This is a genomic window from Ruegeria sp. A5, assembly GCF_056543005.1.
The window spans coordinates 294,136-320,515 of sequence record NZ_JBQGAV010000001.1 but is presented as its reverse complement, the minus strand read 5'-3'; the positions used below and the strand labels follow the sequence as shown (position 1 = coordinate 320,515).

At 56.3% G+C, this 26,380-nt stretch carries 28 protein-coding genes; 12 read left to right on the top strand and 16 right to left on the bottom strand.

All coding sequences use genetic code 11. The features are described from left to right. Positions 1-22: 22 nt before the first annotated feature. The 6 genes from ACR0AY_RS01585 to ACR0AY_RS01560 all read left to right on the top strand — a co-directional run bounded on the left by ACR0AY_RS01585 (position 23) and on the right by ACR0AY_RS01560 (position 5,372). Positions 23-934, top strand: a complete 912-nt coding sequence (locus ACR0AY_RS01585; protein ID WP_480453651.1) for a DMT family transporter — start codon at positions 23-25, stop codon at positions 932-934. 49 nt (positions 935-983) lie between these two features. Further along, entirely contained in the window at positions 984-1,856 is an 873-nt protein-coding gene (locus tag ACR0AY_RS01580) for an ATPase (protein WP_170510251.1), read from the top strand. A gap of 38 nt (positions 1,857-1,894) precedes the next feature. Beyond that, a complete protein-coding gene (gene metA, locus ACR0AY_RS01575; RefSeq protein WP_170510254.1) occupies positions 1,895-2,812 on the top strand; it encodes a homoserine O-acetyltransferase MetA in 918 nt (305 codons plus the stop codon). Continuing rightward, the gene (locus ACR0AY_RS01570; RefSeq protein ID WP_170510257.1) at positions 2,802-3,755 is read left to right on the top strand and encodes an alpha/beta fold hydrolase; all 954 of its coding nucleotides are present in this window, start codon (positions 2,802-2,804) and stop codon (positions 3,753-3,755) included. The genes metA and ACR0AY_RS01570 overlap by 11 nt, the downstream gene beginning before the upstream one ends. 49 nt (positions 3,756-3,804) lie before the next feature. Then, on the top strand, positions 3,805-4,674 hold the full coding sequence (gene ppk2 / locus ACR0AY_RS01565) for a polyphosphate kinase 2 (RefSeq protein ID WP_170510260.1): 870 nt from the start codon (positions 3,805-3,807) through the stop codon (positions 4,672-4,674). An 83-nt stretch (positions 4,675-4,757) separates the two neighbouring features. Next, complete coding sequence (locus tag ACR0AY_RS01560; protein WP_170393260.1) at positions 4,758-5,372, top strand: TetR/AcrR family transcriptional regulator; 615 nt, start codon at positions 4,758-4,760, stop codon at positions 5,370-5,372. A gap of 11 nt (positions 5,373-5,383) precedes the next feature. On the opposite strand, the gene ACR0AY_RS01555 is transcribed toward ACR0AY_RS01560, so the two are convergent. After that, positions 5,384-6,601, bottom strand: coding sequence for a tetratricopeptide repeat protein (locus tag ACR0AY_RS01555; RefSeq protein WP_170510263.1), 1,218 nt, complete (start codon positions 6,599-6,601; stop codon positions 5,384-5,386). A gap of 239 nt (positions 6,602-6,840) precedes the next feature. Here ACR0AY_RS01555 and ACR0AY_RS01550 point away from each other — a divergent pair, with 239 nt between their 5' ends. The 5 genes from ACR0AY_RS01550 (at position 6,841) to ACR0AY_RS01530 (ending at position 12,648) form a co-directional block, all read left to right on the top strand. Beyond that, a complete protein-coding gene (locus ACR0AY_RS01550) occupies positions 6,841-7,119 on the top strand; it encodes a hypothetical protein (protein WP_170510266.1) in 279 nt (92 codons plus the stop codon). Next, positions 7,116-8,756, top strand: coding sequence for a sulfatase-like hydrolase/transferase (locus ACR0AY_RS01545; protein ID WP_170393263.1), 1,641 nt, complete (start codon positions 7,116-7,118; stop codon positions 8,754-8,756). The genes ACR0AY_RS01550 and ACR0AY_RS01545 overlap by 4 nt, the downstream gene beginning before the upstream one ends. 99 nt (positions 8,757-8,855) lie before the next feature. Further along, positions 8,856-10,523, top strand: a complete 1,668-nt coding sequence (locus ACR0AY_RS01540) for a sulfatase-like hydrolase/transferase (RefSeq protein WP_170510269.1) — start codon at positions 8,856-8,858, stop codon at positions 10,521-10,523. 45 nt (positions 10,524-10,568) lie between these two features. Beyond that, positions 10,569-11,813 carry a DUF3179 domain-containing (seleno)protein gene (locus ACR0AY_RS01535; protein WP_170510271.1) on the top strand — a complete coding sequence of 415 codons (1,245 nt, stop codon included), beginning with the start codon at positions 10,569-10,571 and terminating at the stop codon, positions 11,811-11,813. An 82-nt stretch (positions 11,814-11,895) separates the two neighbouring features. Further along, positions 11,896-12,648, top strand: coding sequence for an outer membrane protein (locus ACR0AY_RS01530; protein ID WP_480453648.1), 753 nt, complete (start codon positions 11,896-11,898; stop codon positions 12,646-12,648). Positions 12,649-12,655: 7 nt separating this feature from the next. Here the strand turns inward: ACR0AY_RS01530 and ACR0AY_RS01525 are convergent, their stop codons facing one another. From ACR0AY_RS01525 to ACR0AY_RS01465, 13 genes are all read right to left on the bottom strand, one after another. Further along, the gene (locus tag ACR0AY_RS01525; protein ID WP_170393266.1) at positions 12,656-13,363 is read right to left on the bottom strand and encodes an ABC transporter ATP-binding protein; all 708 of its coding nucleotides are present in this window, start codon (positions 13,361-13,363) and stop codon (positions 12,656-12,658) included. Then, the gene (locus tag ACR0AY_RS01520) at positions 13,363-14,094 is read right to left on the bottom strand and encodes an ATP-binding cassette domain-containing protein (RefSeq protein ID WP_170510274.1); all 732 of its coding nucleotides are present in this window, start codon (positions 14,092-14,094) and stop codon (positions 13,363-13,365) included. The genes ACR0AY_RS01525 and ACR0AY_RS01520 overlap by 1 nt, the downstream gene beginning before the upstream one ends. After that, positions 14,091-15,038, bottom strand: a complete 948-nt coding sequence (locus ACR0AY_RS01515; RefSeq protein WP_170393268.1) for a branched-chain amino acid ABC transporter permease — start codon at positions 15,036-15,038, stop codon at positions 14,091-14,093. The genes ACR0AY_RS01520 and ACR0AY_RS01515 overlap by 4 nt, the downstream gene beginning before the upstream one ends. A 2-nt stretch (positions 15,039-15,040) precedes the next feature. Then, positions 15,041-15,892 (bottom strand): branched-chain amino acid ABC transporter permease, encoded by an 852-nt coding sequence (locus tag ACR0AY_RS01510; protein WP_170510277.1) that lies wholly within the window; start codon positions 15,890-15,892, stop codon positions 15,041-15,043. 65 nt (positions 15,893-15,957) lie between these two features. Next, the gene (locus ACR0AY_RS01505) at positions 15,958-17,238 is read right to left on the bottom strand and encodes an ABC transporter substrate-binding protein (RefSeq protein ID WP_170510280.1); all 1,281 of its coding nucleotides are present in this window, start codon (positions 17,236-17,238) and stop codon (positions 15,958-15,960) included. Between the two features lie 96 nt (positions 17,239-17,334). After that, positions 17,335-17,745, bottom strand: a complete 411-nt coding sequence (locus ACR0AY_RS01500; RefSeq protein ID WP_480438485.1) for a Rid family hydrolase — start codon at positions 17,743-17,745, stop codon at positions 17,335-17,337. Beyond that, the gene (locus tag ACR0AY_RS01495; protein WP_480453646.1) at positions 17,742-18,923 is read right to left on the bottom strand and encodes a malate dehydrogenase; all 1,182 of its coding nucleotides are present in this window, start codon (positions 18,921-18,923) and stop codon (positions 17,742-17,744) included. The genes ACR0AY_RS01500 and ACR0AY_RS01495 overlap by 4 nt, the downstream gene beginning before the upstream one ends. Next, positions 18,923-19,546 carry a BMC domain-containing protein gene (locus tag ACR0AY_RS01490; RefSeq protein ID WP_170393272.1) on the bottom strand — a complete coding sequence of 208 codons (624 nt, stop codon included), beginning with the start codon at positions 19,544-19,546 and terminating at the stop codon, positions 18,923-18,925. The genes ACR0AY_RS01495 and ACR0AY_RS01490 overlap by 1 nt, the downstream gene beginning before the upstream one ends. Next, a complete protein-coding gene (locus tag ACR0AY_RS01485; protein ID WP_480453645.1) occupies positions 19,543-20,922 on the bottom strand; it encodes an aldehyde dehydrogenase family protein in 1,380 nt (459 codons plus the stop codon). Before ACR0AY_RS01485 ends, ACR0AY_RS01490 begins: the two co-directional genes overlap by 4 nt. Beyond that, entirely contained in the window at positions 20,922-22,106 is a 1,185-nt protein-coding gene (locus ACR0AY_RS01480) for a hypothetical protein (protein ID WP_170510288.1), read from the bottom strand. Before ACR0AY_RS01480 ends, ACR0AY_RS01485 begins: the two co-directional genes overlap by 1 nt. Before the next feature lie 23 nt (positions 22,107-22,129). Next, entirely contained in the window at positions 22,130-22,438 is a 309-nt protein-coding gene (locus tag ACR0AY_RS01475) for a BMC domain-containing protein (protein WP_170393275.1), read from the bottom strand. Positions 22,439-22,481: 43 nt separating this feature from the next. Beyond that, complete coding sequence (locus ACR0AY_RS01470; protein WP_170393276.1) at positions 22,482-22,748, bottom strand: EutN/CcmL family microcompartment protein; 267 nt, start codon at positions 22,746-22,748, stop codon at positions 22,482-22,484. Next, complete coding sequence (locus ACR0AY_RS01465) at positions 22,748-24,040, bottom strand: glutamine synthetase family protein (protein ID WP_170610359.1); 1,293 nt, start codon at positions 24,038-24,040, stop codon at positions 22,748-22,750. Before ACR0AY_RS01465 ends, ACR0AY_RS01470 begins: the two co-directional genes overlap by 1 nt. A 92-nt stretch (positions 24,041-24,132) precedes the next feature. Between ACR0AY_RS01465 and ACR0AY_RS01460 the strand changes: the two genes are divergently transcribed. Further along, positions 24,133-25,272 (top strand): FAD-dependent oxidoreductase, encoded by a 1,140-nt coding sequence (locus ACR0AY_RS01460; protein WP_170735188.1) that lies wholly within the window; start codon positions 24,133-24,135, stop codon positions 25,270-25,272. On the opposite strand, the gene ACR0AY_RS01455 is transcribed toward ACR0AY_RS01460, so the two are convergent. Further along, a complete protein-coding gene (locus tag ACR0AY_RS01455; RefSeq protein WP_170735191.1) occupies positions 25,269-25,619 on the bottom strand; it encodes a hypothetical protein in 351 nt (116 codons plus the stop codon). The genes ACR0AY_RS01460 and ACR0AY_RS01455 overlap by 4 nt on opposite strands. Positions 25,620-25,708: 89 nt before the next feature. Beyond that, positions 25,709-26,353 (bottom strand): type 1 glutamine amidotransferase, encoded by a 645-nt coding sequence (locus ACR0AY_RS01450; RefSeq protein WP_170735193.1) that lies wholly within the window; start codon positions 26,351-26,353, stop codon positions 25,709-25,711. Between the last annotated feature and the right edge of the window lie 27 nt (positions 26,354-26,380).

Below are 26,380 nucleotides of genomic sequence, written 5' to 3'. Positions count from 1 at the left end.
GGGTCGATATGCTGATTGAGAGATGCCAGAACAAGCCATGACTTCTCAGAAAACACTCACAGCTCGCACTTGGTCCGAATTGATACTGCTTGGTGTCATTTGGGGAATGTCATTCCTTGCGATCCGAATTGCACTTGATACGATTCCCGTCATAACATCAGTTTTCCACAGGGTTTTTTGGGCAGCGCTGGCGTTGTGGATCGTCATCATCTTTCAACGCCAACCGGTCCCGAGCGATCCCAAGGTCTGGGGTATTTTTCTGATCATGGGGCTGTTGAACAATGTCCTGCCATTCTCGCTTATGGCCTGGGGGCAGCTCTATGTCGAAACTGGGCTGACATCGATTCTGAACGCTGCCACCGCGATCTTCGGCGTCCTTCTGGCGGCCTTGTTTTTTCGCGACGAGAGGCTGACCAAAACCCGCCTCCTTGGCGTAGGGCTTGGGTTTCTGGGCGTTTCAATCACAATTGGCCTCAGACAGTTTAGCAACCTAAACCCAAGCAACCTGGGTCAGGTTGCGATCCTGGCTGGGACGCTTTCTTATGCGTTTGCAGCCATCTGGGCTCGCATCCACATGAGCACACTTCCACCTCAGATCGCCGCGGCAGGTATGTTGACCGGATCTGCGATCCTGATGACGCCTGTTATGTTATTGGTCGATGGAGTTCCGACCTTCACCCTGCCCCTGCAAACCTGGCTGGCAATCGCCTATTACGCCCTGCTCGCTACGGCCGGGGCGTATCTGCTGTATTATCGCGTACTGCAACAAGCAGGCAGCGGCAATGTTCTGCTCGTAACGCTCATCATTCCGCCAATCGCAATACTAATGGGTGCTTTGGTACGCGATGAAGCTTTGCCACCACGTGCTTTTATCGGTTTTACGGTACTGGCGATCGGCTTGCTCATCCTCAGCCGATCTCGCCGACGCGATTGACGCCGCCAGCGGCCCGTTTTAGCTAGGGCAAAACAAGGGACGGCGGATTATGATCTACAACTCGGCAACGGACTGGCGTCAGGCTGCGCGAAAGAAGGTGTTGTTCTTCGGTATGTCCGGGTTGGGAAAATCCTATGTCTCAAACACGCTGCGAGATGCCGGAGACTGGTTCCACTATTCAATCGATTACCGCATCGGCACCCGCTATATGGGCGAACATATCGCGGACAATGCCAAGGCTGAGGCGATGAAAGTACCCTTTCTCCGCGAGCTTTTGCTGTCGGATTCAATATATATCGGATCGAACATCACGTTTCAAAACCTGACCCCGGTGTCGACTTATCTGGGCAAGCCGGGCAATCCCGATCTGGGCGGCCTTGAAATCTCGGAATATCAGCTGCGGCAAGACCAGTTTCGGCAGGCCGAAATCCATGCCCTGTTGGATACCAAGTATTTCATAGACCGGGCCAATCGTCTTTATAACTATCCACACTTTATCTGCGATACCGGCGGGTCAATCTGCGAATGGGTAGAGCCTGACAATCCAAATGACCACATTCTGACTGAATTGTCGCGCCAGACCCTGATGATCTGGATCAAGGGCGATGAAGCCCACACTGAAGAACTGATCAAACGCTTCGACAAGGCACCAAAGCCTATGTCCTATAAGGCCGAGTTCCTGCAGAGGGTTTGGGACGAATACCTCGCCCTCAACAAGTGTTCCGGCACCGAGGTTGATCCGGATGCATTCATCCGCTGGACCTATGCGCAAGCGCTGGCGCACCGGCAGCCACGCTATGAAGCGATGGCCCGAAATTGGGGCGTTACAATAGCAGCCGATGACATCGCCAAAGTGCGGAATAGTGGCGATTTCGATGAGTTGATCGAACACACCCTTGAGACCCGCCCCAACCCCGCCTAAGTTCCAAACTTCCTTCGCAGTTTCAACAGCGTGACCAAATGCCGATCAAAATCCCCTCTGACCTGCCCGCCTTTGAAGTCCTGACAAATGAGGGCGTCATGGTCATGGCTGATGATCAGGCCGCACGGCAGGATATTCGCCCCCTTCGGATTGGGCTTTTGAACCTGATGCCAAAGAAGATACAGACCGAAAACCAGTTCGCACGCCTGATCGGAGCGACCCCACTGCAGATCGAGCTATCGCTGATCCGCATGACGGAACATCAGACCAGGAATACCGCCGCCGAGCATATGGCCGAGTTCTACCATCCTTTTCAGGAGGTGAAGAACCAGAAGTTCGACGGCCTGATCATAACCGGTGCACCAATCGAACATCTGGATTTCGCTGACGTCACCTATTGGGATGAAATCCGCGAAGTGTTCGAGTGGACCCAGACCAATGTGCATTCCACATTCGGCGTATGCTGGGGTGGTATGGCGATGATCAACCATTTCCACGACGTTGAAAAACACATGCTGGACGCGAAGGCCTTTGGCTGCTTCCGGCACCGGAACCTAGCACCAGCGTCTCCATTTTTGCGTGGTTTTTCTGATGATTGCGTGATACCCGTCAGCCGCTGGACCGAGATGCGGCAATACGAGATCGATGCGGTTCCTGATCTGATCACTTTGCTTGGCAGTGATGATGTCGGCCCCTGCCTGATCGAAGATCCCGTGCATCGGGCGCTCTATATCTTCAATCACTTTGAGTATGACAGCGATACGCTCAAACAGGAATATGACCGGGACATCGCAAATAACACGCCGATTAATGTGCCTATCAACTACTATCCCGACGATGATCCAAGCCAGAACCCTCAGAACAGGTGGCGCAGTCACGCGCATCTGCTTTATGGTAACTGGATCAATGAAATTTACCAGACAACCCCGTTTGATATGAGTAAAATTGGCCAGTAAGCTTTTGATATCACTCAGCGTTGCGCTTGTGGGTCTCGCTCTTGTGACCGCATGGCGCAGCGCGCAGCGTGAAAGCAGCGCCGAGGCTTCGTTTCCGCCAGAAGGCCAGATCGTCGAAGTCGATGGTGTTGCAGTTCATGCCGTCGTGATGGGAGAAGGGCCAGATGTGGTGTTGATCCACGGATCCAGTGGAAATACTCGCGACATGACTTTTGCGCTGGCCCCAATTCTGGCCGAGACCTATCGCGTCATCGTCTTTGACCGCCCGGGTCTTGGATACTCAGATAGCTTTAACTCCGACGGCGAAACCATTGTCGAACAAGCGGTAATCCTACAACGGGCCGCATCGAAACTAGGCGCAGAAAAACCGATCGTCGCCGGGCAAAGCTATGGCGGTTCGGTTTCGCTTGCCTGGGCTGTCACCCGGCCCGACAACATCGCAGCTTTGGTCCTGATCGCTCCGGCGGCGATCCCGTGGGAAACACCTCTGGACGCGTTCAACACTATTGGTGCGACGACAGCGGGCAACGCCCTTGCCTTGCCTTTGGTCAGCGCATTTGTTCCTGACTGGTTTGTTACGAAGGCATTGGACCAGGTGTTTGCACCGCAAAAAGCCCCCGAAGGATATGCCGAGCATTTCGGGCCGGGCTTGACCATGCGCCAGTCTTCGATGCACGCAAATGCCAAACAGCGTGCAAATCTGTTGGATGAAATCACCGAGCTTCAACCCCGCTATGGCGAGATCTCCGTGCCAACCGAAATTGTCCACGGTACGGCGGATACGACTGTCGGGCTGGGCTGGCACTCCGAGCGCCTGATCGAACAGATTCCCGACGCTGAGCTGATCGAGTTGGACGGTATCGGACACATGCCGCAGGTCGTGGCAGCCCCAGAGGTTGCCGCCGCAATCGACCGCGCAGCCGAGCGCGCGGGTTTGCGTTAAGTCCATCCGTAATTCATAGTAAGATATGGATTTTATGGCGAGGCCGTGCATGACCCAATCAGACCCGGACACTATCGAGAACTATTTTCACAACCACGCCCCAAAACCCATACGCTCGGCTATTGAAGAGGCCAAGAAGGGTGAAATTCTGAACCCGACCTACCCCTACTCCAAAAAGCTTAAAGGCAAGGAATACGATCAGCAGATGGAAGGTCTGCAGATTGAGCTGGTCAAGATGCAGCGATGGGTCAAGGAGAATGACCAGCGCATCGCTATCCTGTTCGAGGGCCGTGACGCCGCTGGCAAAGGCGGAACCATCAAACGGTTCCGCGAGAATTTGAACCCGAGGGGCGCGCGGAACGTGGCGCTCAGCAAACCCTCGGACGCAGAACGCAGCCAATGGTATTTCCAACGCTATATCTCTCATCTCCCATCGGCCGGTGAAATCGTGTTTTTTGATCGCAGTTGGTATAATCGGGGCGTTGTCGAAAATGTCTTTGGCTTCTGCACGACGGAAGAGCGTGAACGTTTTTTCAGGCAGGTCCTGCCCTTGGAAACCGGGTTTAGCAACGATGGCATACATATCTTCAAGTTCTGGCTGAATGTCGGGCGCACCGAGCAGCTTAACCGCTTTCTTGCCCGCGAAACCGACCCGTTGAAGCAATGGAAACTCAGCCCGATCGACATCGCAGGCCTGCACAAATGGGATGAATACAGTCAGTCGATTACCGAAACCCTTACACGAAGCCATTCCGAAAACTGCCCTTGGACGATCATTCGATCAGATGACAAGAAACGCGCCCGGCTGGCAGCCATTCGCACCGTGCTAAGCCAACTCGACTACGAAGGCAAAAACCTGGAAGTGGTGGGCATGCCGGATGAAAAGATCAGTGGTGGTCCGGAAATCTGGGATGCATAAGTTAATTGCAACACTCTGCTCAGCCTACGCTGGATTAGGCCCTGGCCGCTGCATATATACAATAAAACGCGCCTGAGGCCGGGATGACGAAACGCGGATATCACCACGGAAACCTAAAGCAAGCCTTGATGGAGGCCGCCTTGTCCCTGATCGAACAGAAGGGACCGACCGGTTTTACATTGTCAGAGGCCGCAAAGACCGCTGGGGTCACTCCCGCAGCCGTCTATCGGCATTTCGAAGGGCGTGAGGACCTGATCGCTGAGGCTGCGCGTCAGGGGTTTGAGATGTTCGCCGACCTGATGCAATTTGCCTATGACAAAGGGCAACCCTCGGCACTTGCGGCGTTTGAGGCCACGGGCCGCGCCTATCTGGCCTTTGCCCGCAAGCACCCCGGCTATTATATTGCGATGTTCGAAAGCGGAATTTCAATCAATCGTACACCGGAACTGGCGCTGGCCGCGAACCGGGCCAAAAACGTGCTTGAAAAGGCCGCCAGCGATCTGTCGCAGCATATTCCGCCGGAGAAGCGTCCGCCCGCTTCGATGTTCAGCGCCCATATCTGGGCCATGAGCCATGGTGTTGTCGAACTTTTCGCACGCAATACCGGCGCAAGTTCCCCCTTCCCGCCTGAAGACCTTCTGGAGAGCGGAATTGGAATCTATCTGCGCGGTCTAGGTCTGGTCGCACAGGACGAATAAGACCCTGCCAGTCAATCACTTTCGCGGGCGGTCCCGCCGTCGATCAACGGGACTCCCGCTGCCCTCACGCCTGCAATAAGCGCATCAACCGGTTGCGACTCTTTGAATACGCGGCGTTTCAGGGCCTCCAGCGGAAAACCAGGCCAAGTTTTCTGGTAAACATTGGCGAGACGCCGTGCCTCGACTTGTTCGCCATTGTTCCAATGCGCGGCCATCAGATAGGCCGCTGATATCGGCCCAAATGGTCCTCCGCGCTCGATCGTGTCCTCGTAAGTTCGGATCGCCGCTGCATAGTCTCCGGTATGAAAATGCGCAGACCCTAGTACATTGCCAAAGACAAGCCCGCCGCTGCGTTCCGCGAGCTCTTCATACCATTCAGATTGCGCCAGGATACGCTCGAAATTCAGAGTATAGAGTGAAATAAGTGCATCGAACTCAGCGACATGCGGATCGGTGGGGGCCAGATCAACGGCTCTGCGAGACAGGGCCGATGCCCGATCGTAATTGCCCAGTGCAAATTCCAGCCAGGCCCGCGCCGAAAGCGCCCAGGCCTCATCAGGTGCGATATCCATCGCATGGGCGCTTTTTTCATTGGCAGACTTCAAATACTTTTCTGCATCCGGTTCAAAGAACAACAAAATCGCCAGCATGGTCTCGACCTGTGCCGCTCCGGCATAGCCGCAGAAAAAGAGTGGATCTCGTTCAATCGCCGTCTCAAAAATCAGCAAAGCCGGTTGCAGGCGCGATAGGTCAACGACGGGGAACATCACATCGCGGCCAGCACTGCAAAGGTTTATCGCCTCTACGCGCGCGGGAGATACGTCGTAAATCGCGCTTTGCCCTCGGCCCACAGCGCTGCGTGGCTCATTCTTTGAGTAATAGCCTGATACCCAGATGCCTAAGCCAATCAAAGCCAGAAAGAACGCGATGACCAACGCGCTTCGCCGAATGCCCTGTGGGTTCTGGGCTTGCGAACTCCCCAGCGTAAATTCGGGTGCATAGCTACCGACAGGCAGTGAAATCACCACGGGATCAGTTGCGCCATCACCTCCGTAGTAAGCTTTTAGCTTTCGCCTGACACGACCCGCATCAACGCGCACAACCCCTTCCCGTTTGGTCAAGTCGTCGGCGCTGTAACCATAAACATCCATGGCGATGGTCTTGGCGCGGATCTCATCCGTGCGGCCCGCAAGCGCTTCGGTCACGACATAGCTAAGAAAGGCCCGCATTCGGGCAGATCCTTTGAAGCCACCTGAGTTCAATACCCGCTCAAGAGCACTTCGCACTTCCTCATCCGAGAAAGAAAGCGCTGTGTCACGTTGTTTGTTATCCGCCTGGGCAGTCAAGAACTATCCTTTCATGACAATGGCTTGACCCCATGGTGCTACGGTAGCATGCGGCTTAATACGTTCAAGTCATATTCTAGGGAATGCATGCTTTATGAGCAATTTTCACGAAGGCAACGCGGATGGACGAAGAAGACTTCTTTGACGCACAATTCCCGGGAACCTCCGTTCTGCTGCGAAACATGCGCGCCCAAGACAGTGAGTTCGACCGGATTTGCCTCGATTATCAGGAGATGATGACCGAACTGGCTCAGTCTCCTCTTTCCGACACGGGCGTTCGCCCTCGGTACCTCGCGGATCTGGCGGAAACCGTTACTGATTTGCGAAGCTCTATCGAAGCAAAGCTATCAGACCTTCCAGATACTCCCGGGCATTTGGATAAAACGAAAGGCTTGAAATGACCCTGAAACACATTTTGCCCGCGCTAATCCTGACTGCAGCTTCGGCATATGCCCAACAGAACCCTATTATTCACGATGGTGAGTTCGAATTTCTGCGTGCCCAGTTCGGCGCGGTCTGGGATGCCCAGGACATTGAGATTGACGCGAAACTGGCCGAAATCCGCGACGCAAACGGGGGCAAACCACCCAATATCCTGTACATCCTGATCGACGACATCAGCTTTGGTCAGATGGGTGATCGCAAGATGAACTACGTCATGGGCATCGAAACGCCCAGCATCAACCAGTTCGCCACCGAAGGTTTGTCGCTGATGCGAATGTACACGGAACCCTCGTGCACGCCGACCCGCACGGCAATGCTGACGGGGCGACATCCGGTGCGTGCCGGTGTGACAGAAGTCAAAGTGGCTCTGGTAGGCGAAGGCCTTCCAGCCAGCGAGGTGACCCTGCCCGAGATCCTAAAAGAGGTTGGCTACAACACCGTGCATGTCGGCAAGTGGCACCAAGGTGATATCGAACAGGCCTACCCCCACAACCAAGGTTTCGATTGGGCCGCCTTCCCCCTGCATCAACAAGTTCAACTGAGCCTCATGACCCCCGAGGCGATGCGCGCGAATAACATGCTTGGATACGTGCCCGAGGGGCAGAACAATCAGTTTCTGCTGGATGAGCGTTTCAAACCCTACGGGCTGGTGACCGGTGTCGAGGCAGAAGCAGGCGGCACCGCTCGAGAGGTGGATATGTCACCGGGCGAGGTCTGGACCCAAGCCAAGTATGAAGCCATGAACGAGAGGTATCAGCGTCAGGCTCTTGAGCAATTGGAGCGTGCCGCAGCCGAGGAAGAACCGTTTTTCCTGCAATATTGGCCGCTCTACCCGCTGAATTTCGTTTATGCCGAGAACGCAATCTCTCGCAACGGCGGGTTTCATGCTGACAAACTGCAACTACTGGATGGCTGGATCGGTGACCTGCTGGTCAAGCTCGAAGAAACCGGAGAAGCCGACAACACGATTGTGGTTTTGATGGCCGACAATGGACTGATGTACCACTACGAAGGAACTTCGGGGCTCAATCAGCTGATCTATCGTGGCGGTAAGACCCAACATCTGGAAGGTGGCGTACGCACGGATGCATTCATTCGCTGGCCCGGAGTAATCGAGGCTGACAGCGCCGCCGGAGATATCTTTCATGTGTCTGATATCTATACCACAATGGCTCGGATCGCAGGCGCGACTGATCATATCCCGCGCGACCGCATCATCGATGGTGTCGATCAGACCGCCCTGCTGCTGAACGGTGAAGGCAACGGTCGCCGCGATTATGTATACGTCTATGAAGGCCCGGTTTTGCGCTCGGTGGTCAAGCAGGAATTCAAGATGCACCTGCCCGCGCCCGGCCAACCCGGAGCGGCGGCCCCGACCTTCAACATCTATCGTGATCCACGCGAACTGCACCCTTTGGTCGGTTACTCACTTTGGGCCGGAGCGTCGTTTCAGGACATGATCAAACGCCATCAGAAGATGATCGCGAAACATCCACATTCCGAAATCGGGCGCGGCATCCCCTACGAGGGCATCGACAACCTGCGTCCGGAATCTGAACTGGCTCGCGATGTGTTCACGAGCTGGCAGCAGTGAAGGCTACAGAAATTCCTGTTTAAATATGATAATGTTTTAATGTGAAATCAGCGGCAGGAGTGTTTGCGTTCCGCCCAGTACATGATCGGGGGATATCGAATGAAGATTTCAGGGGTATTGGTTTTATTCGCCAGCCTTGCCGCGCGCAGCACGTTCGCGCAAGAAAACCCAATCCAACACGATGCCGAATTCTATATCTTGCAAGCACAGCGCGCAGAGCAATGGGCCCAGGATGATATGGCTGTGGATGAAGCCCTGGCTGCATTTCGCGAAGGCAACAACGGTAAGCCACCGAACATCATCAGCGTTCTGATCGATGATCTGGGATTCGGCGACATGGGGATACCCGAGTTGAACGCCGTTCGGGGTTACTCGACGCCGAATATCAACGATTTCTCCGACGACGCGATGCGCATGGTTCGGATGTATACCGAACCCTCTTGCACCCCTACTCGCGTCGCCCAAATGACGGGGCGGCTGCCTGTACGCATGGGAATGGGTGATACCACCGTTGATATTGCCGGCTTTGGCCTGCCGGGGGGGGAAGTGACGTTGGCCGAAGTGCTGAAACAGGTTGGTTACGCAACCAGCCATGTTGGCAAGTGGCACATGGGGGATATCGCGGAAAGTTGGGCGATGAACCAAGGCTTTGACTATGCGCAGCACGCCATTCACCAGCAGGGTCAGCTGACGATCTTTAATGATGATGCAATCAAAGAGCAGGTCTCGGTCGCGATCAGAGATTATGATGACAAATACACGCTGGACGGTTGGTTCAGGCCGGACGCCTCAGCGATGATGACCGTCATCGAAGGCGAAACGGGCGGTCCAATTCGCGAAATTCGGATGGAGTCAGGTGAGCGCTGGAATGCGGCCAAATACGATGAGATGAACCAGGCCTTTCAGGACAAAACCTTGTCAGAGCTTGAACGTCTTGCCAGCGACGATACTCCCTTTTTCCTGCAATATTGGCCGATGATCCCTCTGGATAATACCCGCGCCGGACGTTCTGGTCCCGAAAGCGCGAATGGCGGTCTCTATGTCGACAAGATGCAACTTTTGGATCAATGGCTGGGTGATTTGTTCGCCAGCATGGCAGAGTTGGGGGTCAGCGAGAATACCATCGTCATCGTTATGGGGGACAACGGCCACTTTACCAAATACGCCCCGCAATCGGGCTATACTCCGATGATATATGCTGGTGGCAAAGGGGATACGACCGAGGGCGGTGTTCGGGTCGATGCCTTTATTCGCTGGCCGGGGATGATTCAGGCAGATGGTTTGCTGAACAGCATCATTCACGTTTCGGACCTTTATACAACGCTTTCACGTTTTGCGGGGGCCGAGCAATACATCCCGCGAGATCGTCTGGTGGATGGCGTCGATCAATCCGCAGCGCTATTGTTTGCGGACGAAGCCAAAGCGCGCAGAGATCACGTGATCATCTATTCGGTGAACAAACCCGAGGCGATCGTGAAGGACCAGCTTAAGCTCAAACTGCCGGGAGCCGGGGAAAGCGCCATTCTGGCAAAGTTCTTTGATCTCTACCGGGACACGCGCGAGGAATATTCAGTCTCGACCGAGGTTGGCGCCTGGGGCGGGCAGGAATTCGCACGCATCCTTGGCCGACACATGGCCCGCAAAGAGAAATTCCCCGACACGCCACCCGCGTATGGCGTGCCCTATGAAGGGATCGAGAACCTGCGCCCCGAAACCCAACAAGCGGTCGAGGCTTTCCTGATCAAAAGCCAATCCCCGAAGCAATAGCACGGTGTCGCCGTCGTCATTCACTCAAGTTTCTAGGATCATCACATGCTTGGATTACTCCTATTCGCACTGGGTTTAATCGGATCACTTGGGATCGGGTTCGTCTACTTCCGTGATTTGGGCGACGTGTCCCAGATGCTGTTGAAGGTAAAGCGCGAGAATATGGTGCGTTTCATCCGCAATGAATACCGCTTGATTGCCATCGGGTTGGGCGCATTTGCTCTCGCAACGCTCGCGCATTTCGCCCTGGGAGCCGGGCCGTTCTGGCTTTGGCTCATTGCCGCTTTACTTGTTCTACTTCTCTATGGCTTTCCCTATGTCTGGGTTCATCTAGGTCTGAGAAATCAGCTAAATGACGCGCAGTATTTTCCCATCGACGAGGCCTGCAAATATGTCGGGCCGACTGCCCCCGTGATGGTGATTGAAAATGAAGGCCATGCCCGCGCCCATCCTGATGCACAAATCATGCGCCCACATTTGGCGGGCGATGAAAAGGGGCTGGGCGGAGAAGACGTCGTGATGACCTATTGCGCCATGGCCAATCTCGGTCAGGGCTATGCGCCAAGCATCGAAGGCAAACGGCTAAACCTTGAGGTTCTCGCCCAGCACGGCAACAACCTGATCTTGCGTGATAATGACACCGGTGAGCCCATCCAGCACATATACGGCTTTCGCGAAGCGGATCGTGACACAAATGCAAACGGCCTCGCGTGCCCTTTGCGGCCCGAAGCGCAGATGACACCCTGGCCAACCTATCGGATGACTTTCCGTGGATTTCAAAAGGCTTTCCCGGAAGGCGAGGTTTTTTTGAACAAACCCTCCCCAAACCCCTTGCTGCGGCTGCTGGACATGATGACCGAGATCACGTTCGGCTGGGGCATTGGCCGCCAGCATCAGGAAGAGGCTCCGGTGATGGACAACATGGACCGTTCGGACAATCGGCTGCCGAATAAAACCTATGTCTGGGGGATCACAATCGGACAGGATGCCACCTGCTGGACCGACGATTTCGTTGTCGACAACGATTGGATCGTCAACGCGCGTGTCGGCGGGCGGGATATCGTCGTCAGCCTCGATCCGAAATTTGAAAGCTTGGGCGTTTGGTACAATGACAGCGGTCAACCCGTGACCCAATGTGACTTTTGGGGAATGTCTGATCAGGGCCAACTGCAACGGGTCGAAACCCTGCGCGCAGGCGTGTTCTGGCATGTCTGGTCCGAGTTTTTTCCCAGCACCGATATCAATCGTGTCGGTGACGGCGCAGGCAAATCCGAAGACGTGGCAGCATGAAAGAATGAACATTGCGCTTGGCTAGATTGGCATGAGGCGACAACGGAATTTCAATTCAAGATTCTTGGCGGGAGACGGAAAAATGGATGTGACAGTAAAGTGGACAGGATTGGCGCTTGGCCTCACAATGGCAGGTTCGATGGCACCAATGGCCTTGGCCCAACAGTCGGACTGGTCATATGAGGCCTCAATCTATCTTTTCATGCCGGAAACTGAGACCTCACTCAGCACACCGATGGGTACACTGGATGGCACCCTGAGTTTTTCCGATGCGTTGGACAATCTCGATTTTGCCTTCATGGCCGCGTTTGCCGCCACAAATGGCCGGTGGTCCCTGTTGGCCGACTATAACTATACCAATCTGTCTTTCAGCAGCGACACTCCCGGCCCTGCCAGCTCAGGCTTGGACACATCCTTCACCACGCAATTTCTCAGCGGCTATGTCGGCTATAGGATCTACGAGGATCAAACCGCAAATGTGGATATTGTCGGTGGATTCAGGTGGTTCAGCACGGAAACCGACTTTGAATTGCAACCAGGCGCGGCCCCCGGCCGTCGAACAACGGTTGATTCAAGCTGGACCGATCCCGTGATCGGGGCCCGCGCACGCGTCAAGTTCTCGGACAAATGGTCAGGAACTGGGTTTGTAGACTATGGCGGCTTCCGCAGTGGCAGCGAGACATGGCAGGTTCTGCTGACAGCCGACTATGCGATTAATGATCGTTGGCTGATCCGCGGTGGATACCGCTATATCTCATTCGACCACGACATCGACGGAAACGATTTCAAGTTCGACCAATCCGGTCCACTGATTGGCGCGACTTACCGCTTTTGAGCGGCTTTTAGTGACCGCCAAAGTAGGCCTCAAGCAATCGCTTATCATTCCGCAACTCATCTGCGGTGCCTGATGTCTGCATGCGTCCTGACTCGAGCACGTAAATCCGGCTCGCAAGCGAAAGCGCGAAATTGGCGTTTTGCTCGGTGATTACAACTGTCAGCCCGTATTCCTTGTTGAGCTTGCGCACCACCTCGGCGATTTCGTGACAGATTTTTGGGGCCAGACCAATCGTCGGTTCGTCGACGAGCAACAGCTCGGGGCTGGTCATCAGCGCGCGTCCGAACGAGACCATCTGACGTTCCCCGCCCGACTGGGTCGAGGTCTCCTGCCCTTCCCTCTCTTCGAGACGCGGGAACAGGCTGTGTACCATTGCCAGATTGCTCTGGATGTCTTCGCGGGCCGTGAAGGCACCGACCATTAGGTTGTCACGCACCGACATATAGGGAAACAGGTTGAAGCGTTCGGGCGCATAACCCACGCCATGTCGTACAATTTCGGAAGGCGTCCGACCGGCAAGGCTGTGCCCCCTGAGCCGGATATCGCCCTCGATTTTGACTAGCCCCATGATGCTGTCCAGCAAGGTCGATTTTCCAGCCCCATTTGGACCCACCACAGCGACAATCTCACCAGGTTGGACGGTGATCGAGATGTCGGTCAGCGCTTGCGCCTTGCCATAGAATGCCGACAGGTTTTCGATTTCCAGATACGACATTACGCGCCCCCCAGATACGAGGCCTGAACAGCCTTGTCGTTCATGACTTCGCTGAACGAGCCCTCGGCAATCATGGTGCCCCGTTCAATGGCGATCGCACGGTCGACCAATGGCTCAAGCGCAGGCAAATCATGGCTGACGATCAGAAAAGTCATCCCATCTTTGCGCATCGACTGAATGAGATCAGAGATTTGGGCGATCTCTCCTGTGGTGAGACCCGCAAACACTTCATCCAGCAGCATCACCTTGGGCGCGGTTGCCATTGTGCGCGCCATCTCAAGTTTACGCAGATCACCCATGGCCAGTTCTGTCGGCGCGCGATTCAAGTCCGCTTCTGTAAACCCGACGCTGAGCGCAAGCTCTCGCTCACGTTCTTTCTCTGGGGGTGAGACGATCATCTGCCAGATATTGTCGGGCATTAGGCCAACCCGGATGTTTTCGGCAACGCTCATATCACCAAACGGGCGTGGGATCTGATAGGTTCGGCTGACCCCGGCCCGAATGCGTTGCGGGGTCGACAGCGTCGAAATCTCCTGCCCGAACAGTTCGATCGTTCCGCCGTTTTGCCGCAACTCACCCATGATCTGGCTGAACACGGTCGTCTTGCCTGCCCCGTTGGGACCGATCAATCCAAGCGACTCGCCCTCTTTGAGAGAAAACGACAGATCATTCGTCGCGACTAATCCGCCGAAACGTTTTACCAGACCTGAAACCTGTAACGCCACGCTCATGTCGTCCGCCCCTTGCCCAGGCCTTTGAAACCACGCCGAACCAGCTCAACAATGCCTTTCGGCTGATACATATAGAGGAGCAGCGCTATGGCTCCGTAGACGAAATACCGTTCGGCGCCAGGAAGGACCGGTCGCAGATACTCCAACAGGAATGTCATGAAGAACGCGCCGATCATGGGGCCAATGATGGTCGATGTTCCCCCCAGAAGTGCCGCAACGATGATTGTGAACAGGAAGTTAATATCAAACAACGCACGCGGCGCAAGCGATCCCAGATAGTGAACGTAGAAGGCACCACCCAAGCCCGCGATCATCGCACTTGTCAGAAAGGCAAAAGCTTTGAGGCGCGTGGTGCTGAGGCCCGAACCGCGCACACTTTCCTCGTTCATTCCGATGGCAGACAAGGCCGTACCTAGTCGCGTCTTCATCAAAAGCCACATGCTGACGGCGATTGCCAACATCAGCGTCGTGGACAGGTAATAGCCGTTCGCCGCGCCGCGCGTCAGAGTTTGAATACCCGACATGCCGCGTGTTCCGCCGGTCAGATCCGGGCGAATGACCTGGACCAGTTGGTAGAGCAACTCCATGAACGCCAGCGTGACGAGCGCAAAATAACTTCCACGGATACGCAGCGCTGGTAGCAGCACCAATAGGCCCGCGATCATGGTGACAAGCACGGCGATCGGGATCGAGATTTCGACAGCGACGTCAAAGCGCTTGGTCAGGATTGCCGTGGTATAGGCCCCGATACCGATCAGGAACGGATGACCAAAGCTCACATACCCTGTTCGGCCAGACAGCACGTCCCAACTGATGGCAAAGATGGCCAAATAATTGGCAAATATCATCGTGCGCATCGTCCCGTTCGAGACGAATTGCGGAAGCAGGAACATTCCGACGATCAAGCCACCCCAGAGTGCAAAGTGAAACCAGCGTAGCCCCATCGTCACAGCTCCTCTCGGCCGAACAGGCCCTGCGGTCGCGTGACCAGCACCCCGATGATCAACAGCATCGTGAAAACACCGCGCAACTCAGGTGCAAGCGTCGCCACAACGATGACTTCGAGGAAGCCCACAATATGCGCCACCACCAAAGTGCCCAGGATCGATCCGATCCCGCCAACGATAACCACAGCCACCGAAATGATTAGCGGAGCCACCCACATGGAGGGCGATAGCTGAGTGTAGCTGGCAAAGAAGACGCCTCCGATTGCGCCCAATGCGCCAGAGATACCCCAGGTGATCAGATTGATGCGATCCGGATCGATCCCGGAAATTGCAGCGCCTTTAGCATCCATCGACACCGCCTGCATCGCCCGTCCGGTATGTGTCAGCCGCACAAAGGCATAGAGCCCAAGCAGAATTGCCCAGCTAATAAGGGTTGCGATCAGGATGTTATACGTGACCGAGGCCCCGGCCACATTGATCACCCCGGGAACAATCGGCAAAAGGATTTTGCTGCTGTCGCCAAAGACCAAAACGATCCCGGCCTGAATGACGACCGCAAGGATCAGCGTCGAAATCTCGACAGCCACGTGATCCCCTTTGAGCGTTTTGACAATCAAACGGTACTTCAGAACTCCCATCAGCACACCCAGCGCGGCGGCCACGGCAACCCCCATAAGCTTAGGCATTCCAAGTGACTGCGATATCCAGAAGTAAATGTAGCCGCCGACCATCAGATAGGCGCCATAGGCGAGATTCAGAACGCGGCCTATGCTGAAGATCAGCGTAAACCCCATTGCTATAAGCGCGTAGAGACCGCTGAGCAAAAGCCCCTGAATCAGTATCTGCAACATAAATGGATCCTTGGCTGCGGGTGCGCGCTGCCGCGCACCCGTTTCAAGCTAACGACGCGACCGGGTTACGGCTTGACCCAGCTGGGAAGCGTGAATTCGCCCGTCGCGTATTTCTCGGGGTACACAACTGCGGCAGTGCCGTCTTCATACCACTGAACAACGACCATCGACGGGGCCGCATCATCAAACGGCTCGGAAAGATCAAAGCGAATGTTGTGGGGATAGGTGCGGCCTGTCACAGGCTCGACCTCATCATCGCCCCAGAAGGCATAGCGCAGCCAAAGCTGACCATCCATCTCAAGAACCAGATCCTGCTTCTTCATTGCGTCGGCCCAGCCTTCGACATTGTCGAAGCCACCCGCCTCTTCCGCGGCAGCCATAGCCTGTTTCAGACCGTGGTAGGCGTTGAAACCATTGAAATGCGGCAGCAGTGGGCGGCTGTCATACTTGGCCTGATAGGTATCAACAAAGGCCTGACTGGCCGGATCCAGCTTGAATCCCACGGAAGGGATCGGTGACAGGGTCGAGATGCCGCCACCGGCTCCGCCGGTGTCTTCCCAATATTCCATACCTAATGCGGCTACGTTCACCCCTGTCATCGCCATGGGCACCTGCAGTTTGACATATTGCGACGAAACCACCTGCGAATTTACGGATGAGACCTGATAGATAAAGTCAGCCCCGGTATCCTGCGCCCGGCTGAAAATCGGCGCGAAATCAACGGTGGCTACGTCATAGGTGATGATGTCCTTGACCTCGATCCCCGCAACCGGCGCAAGCGCCTCGGTCACCAATCCGGTGATCGCTTCGCCAAATGCCGTATCCTCAGCCAGAATGACAACGGAGTCCCAACCCATCTTTTCCTTCAGAACATCCGCGCCGAAATTGATATAAAGCGTGGCAAGAGCCTCGTCTGAAGCGATGTTCATGAAATATGGCGCCATGCTTTCGGGATCTTCGACCACCATGTCGATGATGCCGATATATGACGTCCACGTGTCCAGCGTCGGAATTCGGTATTCCTGCATTCGCGGCAGCCAGCCCAGCGAAACATCATCGATAGAGCCTGAGATGATGAAATCCACTTCTTCGGTTTCCGCCAAGTATTCATAGGCCCGCACCCCTTCGGTCGGGTCCTGCCCAGTGTCGGCGGACACCAGCGTGATCTGTTCCCCCATAACGCCGCCATTCGCATTAAGCTCTTCAATCGCGATCTCTGCACCACGCAGCGTCGACAGACCGGTGTCTGAGGAAAGAGATCCAATAAAGCCCACCTTGATTTCAGCTGCGGCCGCCGAGGCCACAAGCGCGATACATGTTCCGCTGAGTAGCGCTGTCTTGATCATCACATTAGCTCCCTGTGTCTTATTGTGCCCTTCTTGTATTCTGTATACAGTACACAAGACGATAGTTCGATCAAATCCTTTCTTGGTGACTCATGTTCAGATTCCGCTGATTTCGCCGTTTTCGTCGTGAATTACCGCATCCACATCGATTTCCACCGTCAAACCGGGTTGCGTCAGCCCGGCTTGAACGGCTGTCAGAACAGGATCGATATGTTTGAATACCTCTCCGTGAACGCTCGCGAATTCACCCGCGCGCGACAGATCGGTCAGATAGGCGCGGACCCGGCCTACATGGCGCATCTCGGCACCGACGGCCTTAAGCGCCTCTTCTATACGGGACAGAATGTATTTTGTTTGGGCTCCCACATCTCCTGGCGCATGAATACGCCCGCTGGGTTCGATCGCTGTGGTCCCTGCGACCCAAACGAAGGGACCGATGCGCTTTGCGCGGGAATAAGACGCAACTTCTTCGAACCGCCCGCCTGACTTCCAGATGCGGAGGGTCACAGGCCTAACCTCGATCGGATGGCATCCGCCGCTTTCTGCAAGGCTGCTTGTTCTTGATCGGTCAGCCGCAACTCCTCGACTTCGACCAACCCGGAAGACCCCAGATGGGCAGGAACACCAAGCACAACCCCATCGATGCCATATTCCCCCTGCAACATGACCGAGACCGGAACCGGGCCGGTGCGTGCGCCCCGGATATGGTCGATCAACTCGATCGACGCGTGCGCCGGTGCTATGGTTGCGGAACCGGATTTCTTCAGGGCAACTACCTGCCCACCGCCGGTCACGGCGTCCTGAACGCAAGCCTCAATCTGATCAGGCGATAAAAACACATCCAATGCCCTGCCCTTAATTTTTGCCCGGCTTGGGATTGGCGCCATCTCGTCCCCGTGGCTTCCGAGCGTGAAGGCTTCGACATCAGCGGGCGCTACTCCCGCAGCCATAGCAAGGGCGTTGCGAAACCGGCTGCTGTCCAGAGTACCGGCCATGCCCAGCACTCTTTCACGAGGGAACCCGGTTGCGCTCAGCATTTCTACGGTCATTTCGTCAAGCGGATTTGTCACCACGATGACGATGGCATCAGGCGCAGCGGAGCGTATGGCCTCAGCGGCCTGGCGGATCACGCGCGCATTCACGTCGATCAGATCCGCGCGGCTCATACCCGGACGCCGGGCACGGCCTGCGGTCACCACGACCACCTCAGCCCCTGCCACAAGGTCCAGCGACTCGCCGCCAATACACCGGGCGCGCGCTCCGGTGATGCCTGAAGTGTGATTCAAATCCAACGCGGTTGCAGCCGCCATCCCCGGAGCAATGTCGATCAGAGCAATCTCATCCGCGATATCCTGCATCGCCGCCAGATGCGCCACATTGCCCCCGACGCCCCCTGCCCCGATCATGGCAAGTTTGCCAAGCCTTCGGACCTTGCGTTTCGAACGCACCGGAGCAACCCATTTGGGCGAGCGGCGATACAACACACGCTGCATTGAAATAGCAGCGTCTGTACGCGTTGGTTGTGGCTTTTCCAGCGGTCCGTCGACAAGCTTTATGCCAACACGCTCGGCAGTTTCGCGTGCCAAGGCCGTCACGATATCGTCGGGCAGGACTTCAAACACGATCCGACCGCGACGGCGGGCATCTTCGACCGCCTCTGAACCTATGACGCGCGGCACTGCCATCAGTTGGCTTGCCCGTCCACCGCCTCTATCGCGCGGGTTGCGGCCTCGACGGCGGTCTTGACCGAGTTTTCAGACCCCGAGATGAACAGGCGGCCAAACCGCCCCACGGCGCGCACTTCGACTATATCGATCTCTGCCGCCTTCTCCGCTTCATTCGCGGCAATCGAGATATAAGCAGCCGGGGCACATTCGACGATGCCCAACGTCTGCCCTGGAACGATCAGAGCCCCCTTGCGCCATTTGTTCAGCAGTTGCGCCTGATAGGGTTCGACGCTGGTAATAATCTGCGTGGAACTGATCGCCGGTTTCAACCGGTCAGACATTGTTGCGCCGAGCTCGGCCAGCATCGCATCGCGCGCGGCGGACACCTCCGCATTCGACGGAGACCGCAGGATAAAGAACCCGAACTCGCGCTCGACCATCTGTGTTGTCGCCTCAACCGAAGATGCCTTGAGCGCCCGGTCGATCAGCGAGAATACTCCGTTACCCGGCGCAAACTCTCCGATCAAAACCGTATCCCCGGACAAAGGCACCGACCCTTGCACCGTCGCACCGTTATAGGCGGCGAATTTTGGTTGCAGGTTGTCGATCTGCATCAGCGCCCGGATGGTAATCTCGCTCATGCGCCATACTCCTCGTAAATGTCGCGCCAGGGTCTGCTTTCATAGGCTACCCGTTTGATGTTGATGAGATGCAGGGCCGTCACATTGTCCGAAGTGATCGAACCTGACCACGTGCCAGTGCCCAGCATGAAGGATGGTTCCAGATCAGTCGAATATCCCATACCGCCCATGATGCCCGGTGTATTCACCAGTACCCGACCCGTCGGCACGGTGGCAAAACGGGCCACGATCTCAGGGTCGTCCGAATGGATGACCGAGGAATGACCCCAGCCTTCGAACTTGGCGATGGATTGCGCCAGATCGATCCCATGGTCTGTGGATTTCGCCGCGTAGAACGCCAGAACGGGGTTCAGCTTTTCTGCAGACAGCGGGCGTTTCCAGCCTACTTCAGTCTCTTCCGAAACAAGGCACCGGGTGCGTGGGGGGATGGAAAAACCAGCAGCGTCAGCCAGCGCCTGCGGGCTTTGCCCCACCTTCTCAGGGTCCATGGCCTGCACGCCTTTGAAGATCACCCCGGCAAGTCGATCCGCTTCGGCCGGAGTGCAGAAATAGGCACCTTTCAATTTAAGCTCGTGGCGCAAATCACGTGCGATCTCGGGATCAGCGACGACGGCCTGCTCACTGACGCAGGCGGTCCCGTAGTCAAAGCTCTTCGACGTCACGATCATCTCGGCGACTTCCGCCAGATCGCGTGCTTTCGACTTGTGTACGTAACACGGCACGTTGCCCGCACCGACCGCGAGCGTGGGTTTGCCGCTGGAATACGCCGCTTTGACCATGGCCGGACCACCGGTTGCCATCACAACCGAGGTACGGCGGTGTTTCATCAACTCGGCTGTGCCCTGAATTGTCACGGAATCCAGACATTGGATTAGACCCTTGGGCGCACCCATTTGTTCAGCCACGCGCGCCATAATTCGCACCGTTTCGATGCCACAACTCACGCCACGCGGATGCGGCGCGCACACGATCGCATTGCCTGCCTTCACCGCAGAAAGCACTTTGTAGATGATCGTTGAAGTGGGGTTCGTCACCGGGATCAGAGCTGCCACAACGCCCATCGGTTCACCGAAGGCTGCGATCTTTGTCGCATTATCGCGCCAAAGCAATCCCAGCGTTGTCACATCTCTTAGATAATCCGCGACTGAAAGCGCGTTGAACAGGTTCTTGACGCGCTTGTCCGGCACATTCCCATATCCGGTTTCCTCGACGGCCATTTGCCCCAGCCGTTCGGCCTCGGGCTCGATGGCGCGCGCCATGGCGTCGACTATTGCGTCTACCTGCGCCGGGTCAGTGCCCAAAAAGGCGCGATAAGCCTCGAAAGCGCTATCTGCGGCACGCCGTGCGGCGGCGATTGATTTCAGATCTGCATCCATCAAGAAGCTCCGGTGACGATGGTGTCAAAGATACGGCGCGCTTGATCAACGTCGCCCGCTGAAACCCCTATGGCTTCGAGGCGCCGTCCGGCGGCAGCCACATCCGCCCCCAAAATTCGGTCGGACATCGCGATCAGGCTGTGCGTCAACGGGCTCGGGATACCCGCAAGCTCACCCGCTGAGACCAAAGGTACAAGCGAGCCCAACACGCCATCCCGCATCATACTGCGCGACGTTTGCTGATCCGGGATCGGACGCGCGCCCGAGCCACGTTCGGCGCCGACAAAAGTGGATATCCACTGCCCTGTCTCCGGCAGGTTGCGAACTCCAAACGCAGCAGCAATGCGTCGCCGTTCGTCTGCAAGCCCCTGAATGACCTCTGTCTGGTCCGGACCAATCAGAGACGCAAACGTCTGGTTATCCTCAAGCGGAACACCACCCATTGGAATGTCAGGACCACCTGTCCCCATTGCGGCACCGCCGAGGATCAGCGCAGGTATCTCGACTGCGGCCGACAGATCGTTGAAGCCGCACGACAAAACCGAGTCGACCGCCTGGACGTTGGACAAATAGGCGGACACGGTGTCCAGAACCTCTTCCCGACCGCGCGGCAAGGTTGCCGCAGCCATCGGTGCCGCCTGCGAAAGCGTCAAAGCTGCGCCCTCGGAACGGAACCAGTATGGCAGACCCTGAACCTCGACCAGCGTGACGTCCGCCGCGCAGCCTCCGATACGCAACAACCAGGCTGTTTCCACAGCCCCGAGAGATCGCCCCGGCGCAAGGACCAAGATTTGCCCGTCGCTGAGGTGATCGGCCAGCACCATCGCATAAGTGCGCTGTTTGTGAAGCGGTCCGGTCAGGAATATCACCTGTGCATCGCGCACCGCTGCATCCAGCTCAGCGGTTGTGCGCACCGACGGCCCATCCCGATCGACTTGATAGGTCCCGACCGGACCTTCACCGCGAAGCGAGATGCCTGAGGACTGGGCCAACAGCGACAGTTCGGCCCCATAGGCCGAAAACAAGGTGACCTCAGCCCCTTCGGCAAGGCAAAGAGCGGCCAACAGGCGTGCATCAGCCCCGCCGCCCAACACCGATATCCGGTCGAGCTTGGGATGTTCAGGTGCACCCCGGGTTGAGCCACGTGTCGCTGCACGTGTGAATTCCTCGAAACCGGCTGACATAGCGTCTCCTCAAGACAGACGGATTAAGCCGCAGAGCCAGCACCAAGGCTGTCGATTATGGCCTCAAGTTCATCATGTGGGCGCGCGATCACGTGGACGGATACGACTTCACCCACTTTGTTTGCCGCTGTCGCACCGGCATCCGCGGCGGCTTTGACTGCGCCGACTTCACCACGCACAAGGGTGGTGACTAGGCCTCCGCCAGCCTTGGTTTGGCCGACAATCGAAACGCTGGCCGCCTTGACCATCGCATCTGCCGCTTCGATCGCGCCGACCAGTCCGCGCGTTTCGATCATGCCCAGGGCCATTTGCCCCGCCACTGGTTTCGCCATTTTTCGTTCCTCCAAAGAAATTTAGATGTTTGGTGTTCTTGGTTCAGGTCGTGGACACGCGATCCACAATCGCGATGATCGCCAGATCGACGGGCGCGGTGGACAGACCGGCGGCCATACGCGCCGCCGAGCCGTTGACCAGCAGAACCGTATCCCCCACCCCGGCACCGCAGGTGTCGACGGCGACCCGCGCCGGTTCGATCACCTTGCCTTTGCTATCGACCAAATCCGTCACCAGCAGTTTCGTACCGACCAGTTTTGCGTCTTTGGCCGTGGCTGTGACGGTCCCGGCGACCTTGCCCAAATGCATCAGAAGGTCCTCAGGTAACGGTCCAACTCAACCGGAGTGACCTGTTGATTGAAGAATTCAAGCTCGCGCTCGGCCTGTTGCAATACCAACTCCCACAGCATTTCGCCCATGAGATCGCGAAGCCATTCGGATCCTCGCGCCAGTTCGATCGCCGTTGGCAAGTCGGTCGGGATCGGATCGCCGATCCCTTCTTCGTAACCGTTGCCGGTTGTCGGCTCTGACGGAGCCAAGCCCTGCTCGATCCCGTCCAGCCCCGCTGCAATCTCGGCCGCCAGCAGAAGGTAGGGATTGGCATCTGCACCAGCGTCACGTTTTTCTACGCGCACCGCGCTGTCGGATCCTTCAATGACCCGAATACCAACGGTCCGGTTGTCATAACCCCAGCTCGTATTGATCGGGCAGAAAGTATAAGGCTGACGGCGTCGATAACCATTGACGGTGCCACTGCCACAGATTGCCGTTTCGCACATGCGTTGTTGCAGCCCGGCGATGAAGGATTTGCCAGTATCGTTTATCTTGCCGTTATCGGCAAAGACATTCTTGCCGTCTTTCCAAAGCGAGTAGTGTGTGTGGAAGCCGTTGCCGGACTGATCGAAGAACGGTTTTGGCATGAAGGTTGCCAGATAGCCGTGGGCGATGCCCAGCTGGCGGATCAGCGACTTGAACAAGACGACACGATCTGCCGCTGCCAGCGCTTCGCCGTAACGGATATTCACCTCAATCTGACCCGCAGCGTATTCGGGGTTCGATTGCTCGATTGGGATACCGCACTCGTTGATCTGCTGACGGATCGGTCCAACGATGTGCTCCATACGCGCGGCGCGGCCCAGACCGTAGACCTGAATCCCGCTATCGCGCGGCTGTCCGGTTTCCGGATCCAGTAGATAGAATTCAAGTTCAGTACCGACATTGACCTCGAACCCCATGTCGCGGGCCCGTTCAACTTGACGCACCAACGCCTGACGCGGATCGATCGGAACAGGCTTGTGGTCCATACCTTCCGCCCGACCAAAGCAAACAGCGACGCCTGGCTCCCACGGCACAGCGACGGGCTGGGTCATTGGGAAGACGTGCATATCGGGGTAGCCGTTGTCGAAATTGACATAGGGCGTATCCCAGACGTCGCACGTCATATCGATCGCCATCAATGCAATCGACAGCGCATTGCCGCTTTTGCAGACGTGGTCCCAGTGGCTGGCCGGAATGCGCTTGCCGCGCATGATGCCGTTGAGGTCACCCACACCAAGTATGACGGTGTGCGTTCCTTCGGGCAGATCAAATCCCGAACTCATTGATGCGCTCTCCCTGTTTTTTGGCTTTATAATTGTTGTATTCTGTATACAGTATTCACAAAGACAATCGATAAACAAGGAAAATCTGCATCATGTCCAAGAACTCGGTCATCGTTGTCGGAGGCGGCATCGTCGGCGTCATGACGGCGCTTACACTGCAACGACGTGGTGAGGCAGTGACTTTGATAGATCGCTGGGAACCGGGACATTCCCGTGCATCTTCAACGGATTACAACCGTGTCATCCGTGCGATTTCCGGGCGGGATGAGTTCTATACACGTTGGGCCCGCGAAAGCCGCCTGCGCTGGCTGGAACTGCAAGCCGAGAGCGGCCAGAACCTGATGTATGAATGCGGTGCGCTGATTCTTGCAACAGGCGGTCATTGCGACTGGGAGAACGCCACAGCCGAAACCTTCGACCGCGTTGGTGTGCCCTACTACAAGTACGGGCGGCAGGACATCGAATCGCGATTTCCGCAGTTTCGCGTTCCTGACATCGAATACGCCCTGTTCGAACCCGAAGCCGGAATGTTAATGGCGCATCGCTGCGTCCTGACCGGGCTTGAGCTGTTTCGTCGAGCGGGCGGGATCGTACAGCGCGGTCGCGTGACCACCGATGGATCAGAGCGCCCAATGCTGGATGGAAAGCCGCTTGAGGCTGATCTTATCATTGTCTCAACCGGCCCCTGGATGGCGGACATGTTCCCCAAGACGATCAAGCCGATATCGACGGTGGTTGGTGTGAATGTCCTCTATACCTCAACGCCAGATGGGTCCGAGGAGTTCGATATGAGCCGAATGCCCTGCTGGATCGATCATGGTCAGGGCTCATTCGGGCTGCCCTCCTCCGAGGGTTCAGGGGTAAAAGCGGCAGTCGTCATCCCGGACAAGATCGATCTGGACAATGACGAAAGGCTAATCCGACAGGAAACGCTGGGACGCACTCGCAGCTACATCCGTCATCGTCTTCCGGGCCTTGAGGGTGAGCGGGTCGTGGATTCCAAATTCAACCAGATCATCCTGACGCCAGACACGCACTTTATTGTCGACTGGCACCCCGAGCATGAAAACGTTCTGTTCGCGGGCGGCTGCTCGGGACATCTGTTCAAACACGCGCCGGTATTTGCCGAGTTTGCCACAGGTGTTGGAATGAAGGACTTCGGAACGGCTGATCGTTTCAAGATCACTGGTCGAAGAAAACTGAGCCCGAAGGAAAGTCCAAGCGGGCGTTAAAGGTCCGACAGAGTACGATAAAATCCTGAGTTCGGACACTTCTCCTGCGGCAGGCGACTACCTGATCGAATTGCATCGCGGCAGGTTTTCGCCTGACGGCAATGCCCACATTTTTCTGCAAGCTCAAGGCTAAGCTCAGGATGTGCATTGAGATCATCTTCGCTAAGACCAAACTGACTTGCCATAGAAAGGATACGCTCTCTCGCGTTGGGCGCGCCAGAGCGCAACATGGCCAGATCAGCACGGGAAAGACCGAGATCCGATAGCTCCAGATCGCTGATACTTCCCTCGCGTGGAGCATTCACAATGCGCGCAATCCTCTCAAAGAAATCCTTGTATCCCGTCATTGCCAAATCTCCCAACCGATTGCGTATACAGTATACATAGTGCGGCTTGGCTGGACTTGATTAGGATCAAGAGCCGTTCGCTCAAAGGCTTATTGCTCAGGGACGTATGTACCGCGAAAAAGCTCTACTGCTTGAAGCGCTGCAATATCGTCGGGCACATTTGCCGCGTTGACCGAGGACATCCCATCATCCGCTTCCGTAGCTGACAAAAGCACCTCTCGACCTCTGGTGAACAGATCGCGCAAGTGATGCGCCTTGTATTCGGGATGAAACTGAACAGAGCGGGCAGGAAAATCATAATCCAGTGCACCAACTGTACAGTGGCCCGCTGATCCGGTCACCCGAGCCGAGTCCGGAATGCTTGTTACCTGATCCTGATGCCAGACATATGCATCCACGCAATCTCCGCCATAGTTGAAGGGCCGTGCGCCAACGACATTGCCTACCTCGGCTTTCTCGGCCCGACCACCATAGACGTCAGCCATGATCTGATGTCCGAAACAGATACCAAAGACTGGATTTCGGATTTCTCGACAACGGTCCAGGAAGGCACGTAGCGGCTGCATCCAATCCGTGTCATCATAAACACCAAATTCAGATCCGCCGACTATAGCGCCGTCGAAATCGCTCTCGTCCGGGAGCGGTTCTCCATCAACAACCCCTACTACTACGAACTCGGCTTCCGGTAGGTGTGGGGCGATCCACTCCTGAATCTGCTGTGAAGTCCGCGGCATTCCCTCCAACAATGGCAGCGGGTGGCT